This is a genomic window from Actinocorallia aurantiaca (assembly GCF_039533685.1).
In the GTDB taxonomy this organism is placed as follows: domain Bacteria; phylum Actinomycetota; class Actinomycetes; order Streptosporangiales; family Streptosporangiaceae; genus Actinocorallia; species Actinocorallia aurantiaca.
Genome location: NZ_BAAATZ010000004.1, coordinates 74,795 through 83,511, shown reverse-complemented (window position 1 = coordinate 83,511; position 8,717 = coordinate 74,795). Strand labels below are relative to the sequence as shown.

9 protein-coding genes are annotated in these 8,717 nt (G+C 70.7%); 8 read left to right on the top strand and 1 reads right to left on the bottom strand.

Annotation, left to right across the window (positions count from 1 at the left end):
* From rho to ABD327_RS06090, 7 genes are all read left to right on the top strand, one after another.
* A partial coding sequence (gene rho / locus ABD327_RS06120; protein WP_344449193.1) for a transcription termination factor Rho occupies positions 1-1,342 on the top strand: 1,342 nt, incomplete at its 5' end.
* A gap of 173 nt (positions 1,343-1,515) precedes the next feature.
* Positions 1,516-2,823: a sensor histidine kinase gene (locus ABD327_RS06115; protein WP_344449192.1), complete on the top strand. Its 1,308-nt coding sequence runs from the start codon at positions 1,516-1,518 to the stop codon at positions 2,821-2,823.
* A gap of 10 nt (positions 2,824-2,833) precedes the next feature.
* A complete protein-coding gene (locus tag ABD327_RS06110) occupies positions 2,834-3,460 on the top strand; it encodes a response regulator transcription factor (RefSeq protein ID WP_344449191.1) in 627 nt (208 codons plus the stop codon).
* Between the two features lie 110 nt (positions 3,461-3,570).
* Positions 3,571-3,807 (top strand): 50S ribosomal protein L31, encoded by a 237-nt coding sequence (gene rpmE / locus ABD327_RS06105; protein WP_344449190.1) that lies wholly within the window; start codon positions 3,571-3,573, stop codon positions 3,805-3,807.
* 240 nt (positions 3,808-4,047) lie between these two features.
* Positions 4,048-5,103: a peptide chain release factor 1 gene (prfA, locus tag ABD327_RS06100; RefSeq protein WP_344449189.1), complete on the top strand. Its 1,056-nt coding sequence runs from the start codon at positions 4,048-4,050 to the stop codon at positions 5,101-5,103.
* On the top strand, positions 5,103-5,963 hold the full coding sequence (gene prmC, locus ABD327_RS06095; RefSeq protein ID WP_344449188.1) for a peptide chain release factor N(5)-glutamine methyltransferase: 861 nt from the start codon (positions 5,103-5,105) through the stop codon (positions 5,961-5,963). The genes prfA and prmC overlap by 1 nt, the downstream gene beginning before the upstream one ends.
* A 6-nt stretch (positions 5,964-5,969) precedes the next feature.
* A complete protein-coding gene (locus ABD327_RS06090; protein ID WP_344449187.1) occupies positions 5,970-6,842 on the top strand; it encodes an L-threonylcarbamoyladenylate synthase in 873 nt (290 codons plus the stop codon).
* Here the strand turns inward: ABD327_RS06090 and ABD327_RS06085 are convergent.
* Complete coding sequence (locus ABD327_RS06085; RefSeq protein ID WP_344449186.1) at positions 6,839-7,786, bottom strand: DUF2207 domain-containing protein; 948 nt, start codon at positions 7,784-7,786, stop codon at positions 6,839-6,841. The genes ABD327_RS06090 and ABD327_RS06085 overlap by 4 nt on opposite strands.
* A 176-nt stretch (positions 7,787-7,962) precedes the next feature.
* Here ABD327_RS06085 and ABD327_RS06080 point away from each other — a divergent pair, with 176 nt between their 5' ends.
* Positions 7,963-8,595, top strand: a complete 633-nt coding sequence (locus ABD327_RS06080; protein ID WP_344449185.1) for a hypothetical protein — start codon at positions 7,963-7,965, stop codon at positions 8,593-8,595.
* Positions 8,596-8,717 lie beyond the last annotated feature (122 nt).

Below are 8,717 nucleotides of genomic sequence, written 5' to 3'. Positions count from 1 at the left end.
CCGTGGCGAACGCGGTGATCGCGGCGGCCAGCAGGGCGGCGACCGGCACGAGCGCGGCGAGCGCGGCGACCGGAGCGACCGCGGCGGCCAGCAGGGCGGCGACCACGACGACGAGCGGGGCGGACGCAGGGGACGCCGGTTCCGCGAGCGCAACCGGGGCCGCGGCACCGGGCGCGAGCGCTACGAGGCCGAGCCCGTCGTCTCCGACGACGACGTGCTGATCCCGGTCGCCGGAATCCTCGACATCCTCGACAACTACGCGTTCGTGCGGACCACCGGTTACCTGCCGGGCCCCAACGACGTGTACGTCTCGCTGGCCCAGGTCCGCAAGAACGGCCTGCGCAAGGGCGACGTGATCACCGGCGCGGTGCGCCAGGCCCGCGAGGGCGAGCGGCGCGAGAAGTTCAACGCGCTGGTCCGCCTCGACACGGTCAACGGCATGGAGCCCGAGCAGGCCAGAGGCCGGCTGGAGTTCTCCAAGCTCACCCCCCTGTACCCGCAGGAGAGGCTGCGCCTGGAGACCGACCCGGGCATCCTGACGACCCGGATCATCGACCTGGTCAGCCCGATCGGCAAGGGCCAGCGCGGTCTGATCGTCTCGCCGCCCAAGGCCGGCAAGACGATGGTGATGCAGTCGATCGCCAACGCGATCACCAAGAACAACCCCGAGTGCCACCTGATGGTCGTCCTGGTGGACGAGCGTCCGGAGGAAGTGACCGACATGCAGCGGTCGGTGAAGGGCGAGGTCATCCACTCGACCTTCGACCGTCCCGCCGAGGACCACACCACGGTCGCCGAGCTGGCCATCGAGCGGGCCAAGCGCCTGGTCGAGCTGGGCCACGACGTGGTCGTGCTGCTGGACTCCATCACCCGGCTGGGCCGCGCCTACAACCTGGCGGCCCCGGCCTCCGGGCGCATCCTGTCCGGTGGTGTGGACTCCACCGCGCTGTACCCGCCCAAGCGGTTCTTCGGCGCGGCCCGCAACATCGAGAACGGCGGCTCGCTGACCATCCTGGCCACCGCGCTGGTCGAGACCGGCTCGCGGATGGACGAGGTGATCTTCGAGGAGTTCAAGGGCACCGGCAACATGGAGCTCAAGCTCAGCCGGCAGCTCGCGGACAAGCGCATCTTCCCCGCGGTGGACGTGGACGCGTCCAGCACCCGCAAGGAGGAGATCCTCATGGCTCCCGAGGAGCTGCGGGTGGTCTGGTCGCTGCGCCGGGTGCTGCACGCCCTCGACACCCAGCAGGCCCTCGAGCTCCTGCTGGAGAAGATGAGGGAGACCAAGTCGAACGCGGAGTTCCTGCTCCAGGTCCAGAAGACGACCGTCGCGCACGACTGATCACCGGTTTCACGAGGCGGGGCCCGCACGGACGTCCGTGCGGGCCCCGCCCGTTTCTCCCACCGCTCCCGGGTCGCGGCGGGGGGTTGTCCCCACCGCGAAGACGGCGGGCCGCCGGATGGCCGGCGCGGTGCGGGTCCGGGAGTCTTGGGGAGGCAGAGAGAGGAACCCCCATGACCGAGTCGAAGCAACCGGCCGAAGAGGCGTACACGCCGACGATCAAGGTGCCGCCGCCCCTGAGCCTGCTCAGGGACCCCACGGTGTGGAAGGCGGCCGTCTACTTCCCGCTGAACGGCCCGCTGGGGCTGGGCTGGTTCATCCTCCTGTGCGCGGGGGTCCCGCTGGCCGCCGCGACCACGATCATCTGGATCGGCCTCCCGCTTTGGGCGCTGCTGCTGGTGGTGCTGCGCTTCGGGTCGATCCTCGACCGGTGGCTGGTCGGGTTCGTGTTCGGCACGCCCGTCCCGAGCCCCTACCGGCGGATCCCGGAGGGCGGGCTGCTGCAGAAGGGCAGGACGATCCTGGGGGATCCGGCCACCTGGAAGGACCTGGCGTTCCAGGTCGTCCGCCTCCCCCTGGCCTTCGGCTACTTCGTGGGATCGCTGGTGATGTGGGCGTTCACCGGCGCGATGCTGTTCGCTCCCGTGGGCGGGCAGATCAACCAGGGATTCGTGCCGGAGTTCGGGTCCTACCAGCCGCGGATCGACACCTGGTACGAGGGGCTGCCCTTCACCGCCGTCGGGATCGTCTGCCTCTTCCTCGCCCTGTACGCGGTGAAGGGGGTGAGCGTCCTGCACGTCCTGCTCGCCAGGGTGCTGCTGGGCCCGAGCGAGAAGCAGGCGCTGCGGGCCCGCGCGACGGAGCTGCAGGTCAGCAGGGCCCGGGGGGTGGACGCCGCGGAGAGCGAGCGGCGGCGGATCGAGCGGGACCTGCACGACGGGGCCCAGCAGCAGCTGCTGGCCGTGGCGATGGACATCGGGCGGGCCAGGAGCAAGCTGGACGCCGATCCCGAGGGCGCCCGGCTGCTGATCGACCAGGCGCACACCGGCGCCCGCGCGGCGATCACCGAGCTGCGGCAGCTGGCCAGGGGGATCTACCCGGCGATCCTCACCGACCGGGGCCTGGACGCCGCCCTGTCGGCGCTGGCGGCGCGCTCGCCCGTCCCGGTGCGGATCGACGTCCGCCTGGACGAGCGCCCTCCGGCGGCGGTCGAGTCGATCGCCTACTTCACCGTGGCCGAGGCGCTGACGAACATCGGCAAGTACGCCGGGGCGTCGCAGGTCGCCGTGGAAGTGACGCGGGAGGGGGACAAGGTGGTCGTCGAGGTGCGCGATGACGGCGTCGGCGGCGCGCGGTTCCAGCCGGGCGGCGGCCTGGCGGGCCTGGCGGACCGGGCGGCGACCATCGACGGGACGCTGACGGTCGACAGCCCCGAGGGCGGGCCCACGGTCGTCCGGGCGGTCCTGCCCTGCGACTGGTGAAATGGGTCCCATGCGAGTCGTGATCGCGGAGGATTCCGTGCTGCTGCGCGAGGGCCTGGTGCGGCTGCTCGCGGACGAGGGCATCGAGACGGCGGGGACCGCCTCCGACGGGGAGGGCCTGGTCGCCCTGGTCGCCGAGCACCGGCCCGACCTGGCGATCGCCGACGTGCGGATGCCGCCGACCTTCACCGACGAGGGGCTGCGGGCGGCGCTGGCCGTCCGGCCCGTGCCCGTCCTGGTGCTCTCGCAGTACGTGGAGGAGCAGTACGCCGCCGAACTGCTCGGCGGCGGCGCCCGCGGCGTCGGCTACCTGCTCAAGGAGCGGGTGTCGGAGGTGGCGGAGTTCGTCGACGCGGTGCGGCGGGTGGCGGCGGGCGGCACCGTCATCGACCCGGAGGTGATCTCGCAGCTGCTCGGACGCCGCCCCCTGGACGACCTGACGCCGCGTGAGCGGGAGGTCCTGGCCCTGATGGCCGAGGGCCTGTCGAACGCGGGGCTGGCCCGCCGGCTGGTGGTCGGCGAGGGCGCGGTGGAGAAGCACATCTCCCGGATCTTCCTCAAGCTCGGGCTGGAGAGCTCACAGGACGCCCACCGCCGGGTCCGGGCGGTGCTGGCCTACCTGCGGTGCCGGGAATAGCGTCCGGTCCCGGCACGTTCTGGTATCCGGCATACTTGAAAGGCCAAAGGCTCCGGTTCCCAGCCCCGCATCTCGTGGTTGACCCGGTGCCGTCTCGAAGGAGATCACCCATGAAGCCTGACATCCACCCGAACTACGTGGTCACCGAAGTGACCTGTACGTGCGGCGCGACGTTCAAGACCCGCAGCACCGTGGAGAGCGGCGTCATCCGCTCCGACGTCTGCTCCCAGTGCCACCCGTTCTACACGGGCAAGCAGAAGCTCCTCGACACCGGCGGCCGCGTGGCCCGCTTCGAGGCCCGCTTCGGCAAGAAGAAGGCTGCGGACGCCGCGGACAAGGACAAGTAGACGGGCGCCGGGCCCGGCCGCGGGCTGCGAAGGCAGTCTCGCGGCCGGGCCCGGTTTCTGTCTTCCCCGTCCACCGACAGACGCACCCCTGACGGCGTCCTGTCCCGTGGCCGAACGCACGCTGACGCGCGCTGGACGGTCCACCGACAGACGCACCCTTGACGGTGTTCTGTCCCGTGGCCGAACGCACGCCGGCGCGTGCTGAACGATCCGCGGTCCGCCGCCCGAAGAGAGCAGACAGTGAATTTCGACCTCGACGACTTCCTGCGCGAGTACGCCGACATCGAGCAGGCGCTCGGTGATCCGGCCGTGCACGCCGACCAGAGGAAGGCGCGTGAGCTGGGCAAGCGCTACGCCCACCTGCGCCCGATCGTAGAGGCGTACAAGGAGCTGGAGGCGGCCGAGGACGACCTGGGCACCGCCCGGGAGCTCGCCGCGGAGGACAAGGCGTTCGCCGAGGAGGCGACGGCCCTGGAGCAGCAGATCGAGGAGCTGCACGAGCGCCTCAAGCGGCTGCTGGTCCCGCGCGACCCCAACGACGACAAGGACGTGATCGTCGAGATCAAGGCGGGCGAGGGCGGCGAGGAGTCCGCCCTGTTCGCCGGGGACCTCCTGCGGATGTACACCCGCTACTCCGAGCGGATCGGCTGGAAGACCGAGATCATCGACTCCCAGCTGTCGGACCTGGGCGGCTACAAGAGCGTCACCCTGGCGGTGAAGGCCAAGGAGGGCGCCTGGTCCCGGCTGAAGTGGGAGGGCGGCGTGCACCGCGTGCAGCGGGTGCCGGTCACCGAGTCCCAGGGCCGGATCCACACCTCGGCGGCCGGGGTGCTGGTCACCCCCGAGGCCGAGGACATCGACATCCAGATCGACCCCAACGACCTGCGCGTCGACGTGTTCCGCTCCGGCGGCCCCGGCGGGCAGTCGGTCAACACCACGGACTCGGCCGTGCGGATCACCCACATCCCCACCGGCACGGTCGTGCAGTGCCAGAACGAGAAGAGCCAGCTGCAGAACAAGGAGTCGGCGCTGCGCGTCCTGCGCTCCCGGCTGCTGGCCGCCGCGCAGGAGGAGGCCGACGCCGCCGCCTCGGCCGAACGCAAGGCCCAGGTGCGCACGGTCGACCGCTCCGAGCGCATCCGCACCTACAACTTCCCCGAGAACCGCATCTCCGACCACCGCGTGGGCTTCAAGGCGTATAACCTCGACCAGGTGATGGACGGAGATCTGCAGTCGGTGATCCAGGCGCTCCTCGACGCCGACATGGCACGCAGGCTGGACGAAATTCAGCAGTAATGAACTTGCTTCTCGACGAGATCGCCAGGGCGACGACACGGCTGGCCGAAGCCGGTGTCGCCTCGCCCCGTGCCGACGCCGAGGAGCTGGCCGCCGCCGTGCACGGGGTGAGCCGCGGCGAACTGCACACCCTGCCCGACAACGCCTTCGACGCCCGCTACTGGGAGGGCATCGCCCGCCGGGAGGCGGGGGAGCCGCTGCAGCACATCACCGGCCGGGCCTTCTTCCGCTACCTGGAGCTGGCCGTCGGCCCCGGGGTGTTCGTGCCCCGCCCGGAGACCGAGGTGGTCGCCGGCTGGGCCATCGACACCCTGCGGGAGATGGACGTCGCCGACCCGGTCGTGGTCGACCTGGGCACCGGCTCCGCCGCGATCGCGCTGTCGATCGCCCAGGAAGTGCCGCAGGCCCGCGTCCACGCCGTCGAACTCGACGCCGACGCGTACCGGTGGGCGTCCCGCAACATCGAGAACCTGGACGAGCGCGGCCAGGTCACCCCGCACCACACGGATTTCGCCAGGGCCCTGCCCGAGCTCGACGGCCTGGTCGACCTGGTGGTCAGCAACCCGCCCTACATTCCGATGAGCGAGTGGGAGTACGTGCCGCGCGACGTCCGCGACCACGACCCCGCCGCGGCCCTGTGGGGCGGCGGGGACGACGGCCTGGACGCCGTCCGGGTGGTCGAGCGCACCGCGCGCAGGCTGCTGCGGCCCGGCGGCTTCGTCGCGGTCGAGCACAGCGACCTGCAGGGCGCGCCCGTCTACTGGATCTTCGCCGAGGAACACGGCTGGCGTGATCAGCGCAACCGCCGTGATCTCACCGACCGGGACCGGTTCGTCACGGCCCGCCTGACCACGGAGTAGCCCAGCATGAGCCGGCACTACGACTGTTCGGACCCCCTCGAGCGCGTCCGGGGGATCGCCGACGCGGCCTCCTGCCTGCGCCGGGGAGAGGTCGTCGTCCTTCCCACCGACACCGTCTACGGCATCGCCGCCGACGCGTTCACGCCCTCGGCCGTGCAGAAGCTGCTGGACACCAAGCGGCGGGGACGCCAGATGCCGCCGCCGGTGCTGGTCGGCTCGGTGCGCGCGGCGACCGCCCTCATCGAGGACCTGGGCCCCTACGGGCAGGACCTCATCGACGAGTTCTGGCCGGGCGCGCTGACCATCATCTGCCAGGCCAACCCGAACCTGTCGTGGAACCTGGGGGAGACCAGGGGCACGGTGGCGGTGCGGATGCCGCTGCACGACCTGGCCCTGGAACTGCTCAAGGAGACCGGCCCGCTGGCGGTCTCCAGCGCCAACCTGAGCGGCCTGGCGGCGGCCCGCACCGCGGCGGAGGCCGAGGAGATGCTGGGCGAGAGCGTCTCGGTCTACCTCGACGGGGGCCCGGCCGGCGAGGGCAAGGCCTCCTCGATCGTGGACCTCACCGGTTCGCTGCCCAAGCTGATGCGGCGCGGCGCGATCCGCGAGGACAAGATCCGCGCGGTCTGCGGGGTGCTGCTGCGCGACGAGGACCTCGGCGACGACGAGGACGACGACCTGTGGGCCGAGGCCTACAAGGACGACGACGAGGCCGACGCGCCCGCCGGGGCCGTCGACCTGGAGAAGCCCGCCGGCTCGGAGAAGGCCGTCGACCTGGGGAAGCCCGCCGGTCTCGAGAAGCCGGCGGCTCTCGGTGAGGGCGAGAAGCCGGACGAGACCCCGGCCGAGCCGTGGTGGGAGAAGGAGGACCGGGACTAACCCCGGCGCAGGACGGGCGGGCGGGCGACCAGGACGCCCACGACCAGCAGGCCGAGTCCGCTCAGGAGCTGGTCGCCCACCGAGAAGCGGCCGAGCCCGCCGGGCACCGTCTCCAGGAGCAGGTCACACAGCACCGCGGAGGCCCCGAGCGCGATCAGGACGCGGCGCAGCCACACGGGGGTGCGGTAGCGGGCCACCAGGACCAGCGGGAGGACCAGCAGCAGCGCCATCCAGCCCCAGGGCGTGAAGGCCAGGTGCGGCGGCGCGTAGCCGGGCTCGGAGGGGGCGAGGGCGCCCTTGGGGAACGCGGCGCGGACCTTCAGCCCCTCGTGGGGCCGCAGGTCGCCCTGGCGGAAGTCGACGGCGGAGGGGCCCGACCACCACCGGGCGCAGGGCGTGGCCTCGCGGGACGTCCCGGCGAGGCAGCCCGAGGCGAACGCGGCGGGCCCCTCGATCCGCACGGTCGTCTCGGTCACCGGCACGGGCCAGCCGGGCTCCAGCAGCTCCCAGACGAACTCGTCGTACCGGGCTCCCGGAGTGAGGGCGTCCAGCAGGTCGTACTCCAGGACGTAGGTGTGCCGGCCGTGGACGGTCCGGCCCTCGCCGATGACGATGTGGCGGTCGTGCAGGAACTCCCTCACCTCCACGCCGACCGGGGCGTCCGTCGTGCTCGTGACGGTGAGGCCGCTCATGCGGTAGACCCGGTCTCCGTCGCGCCCCCGGACGACGCGGACGAGGCCGTCGGCCTGGGGCGAGGCGTAGTCGAAGGTGAGGGTCTCGCGGACGTGCACGGTGCCGTCGGGCCGCACGGCCAGCACCACGTCGTAGGCCGGGATGGAGCCCTCGGCGCTGTGCCCGCCGCCGAGGAGGAACGGCAGGAGCGCCAGCAGGAACAGCGCGCAGAGCGTCATGCCGCCGACGGGGGCGGAGCGTCGATTTCTCATCACTGAGTGCAGTCTCTCGCGAACTCAGCGGTACATCCAACTCGCCTTTCGGCCCCTTCCCCCCTCCCCGGAACAAAAGTGGCAAAGGTCACATGCAACCTCGCCAGGGGATGTGTCAACGCGATCACTCTTCGCGTTGTGCCAGGTGAGGCGGTGTTTCGAAAGGTGCGGATTCCATGGCCGGATGGTCGCACATCCCTTCTTCGACGGTAAGGATCATCGTTTGGTTCTCCCGCGGCCCGGATTTCCGTCTCGTCAAATCCCTTCGTATGCGGGCAATAAAGATGATCTTCATCGAACCGATACAGTCCCTCACCGATAGCAAGAACCACCAGGGAGTGATCAATATGCGGCGTACAGCTGCGGTTGCCTTGACCGCCATCACCTTGGGTGCCGGCGTCGGCCTCACTGCGGTCCCCGCCAACGCCGCCCCGAAGAAGGTGACCAAGAAGTGGTCGACCTTCGCGGGGAAGAAGGAACTCAAGGCGGTCCACGCGGCCGGCAAGTACACCCGTCAGGGTAAGAAGATCGTGGTCAAGGGCCGGATCACCGACAAGGCCAGGAACGGATGGTCTCCGGGTCTCCAGTTCCTCGTGTTCAACAACGGCAAGTGGACCGAGACCGAGCCCATCGGGATCTTCTACCAGCCCGGCAACAAGCAGATCGACGCCGCCGCCACGGTTCCTTCGTGGAAGAAGCCCGAGGGCAAGTTCCTCACGACCCAGGGAACCCACCTCAAGGTGCGTGAGATCGCGATCAGCATGAAGAAGAAGAAGCCCGTCATCGGAGCTTGGAAGACGCTCTTCTAATCTTCCCGATGGGGCCAGAGGCCCTGGTGCTCGGTTCTTCCTTTCTTGTCCCCCCGAAGCAAGGAGAAACGCATGCGAGTGATGCAGAGGTTCGTCGGGATCGCGGCCTCGGCCGCGGTCGC